This window comes from Pseudomonas sp. AC463 (assembly GCF_979253585.1).
The window spans coordinates 1-443 of record NZ_CEEDDZ010000128.1 but is presented as its reverse complement, the minus strand read 5'-3'; the positions used below and the strand labels follow the sequence as shown (position 1 = coordinate 443).

2 protein-coding genes are annotated in these 443 nt (G+C 67.5%); both read left to right on the top strand.

Going from position 1 to position 443, the window contains the following annotated elements:
* Positions 1 to 128: HU family DNA-binding protein (locus AC0IYH_RS29420; RefSeq protein WP_471837572.1), on the top strand; the 128-nt coding region annotated here is incomplete at its 5' end.
* 2 nt (positions 129 to 130) lie between these two features.
* Positions 131 to 443 (top strand): MerR family transcriptional regulator (locus tag AC0IYH_RS29415; RefSeq protein WP_471837570.1); only part of this gene is annotated, 313 nt, incomplete at its 3' end.

The following is a 443-nucleotide window of genomic DNA, read 5'->3' as shown; positions in this document are numbered from 1 at the left end:
ACAAGGGTGAGCGCGTCGGTCGCAATCCCAAGACCGGCATCGAAGTGCCGATCGCACCCCGCCGCGTCCTCACATTCCGAGCCAGCCAGATGATGCGCGACCGCATCGTCGGGGCTCCGGAGGCATAATCGTGGTCGGCGCGCCCACGCCCAAGGCGAGTGGCGCGCTGAAAACGATTGGCGAGGTGTCGGCGGACACCGGTCTGCCGCATCACGTGCTGCGCTACTGGGAGACGCGCTTCCCCCAGTTGCGGCCGTTAACGCGTGCCGGCAACCGCCGTTACTACCGCACCGACGACGTCGCACTGGTGCGGCGTATCGACGCGCTGCTGAACCACGAGGGCTACACGATCCGCGGCGTTCAGCAGTTGCTGGCCGCGGAGAAGAAGGGCACGGCTTCGCCACCTCCCTCGCCCGTCGCGGAAACTGCTCCCTCACCTGCTG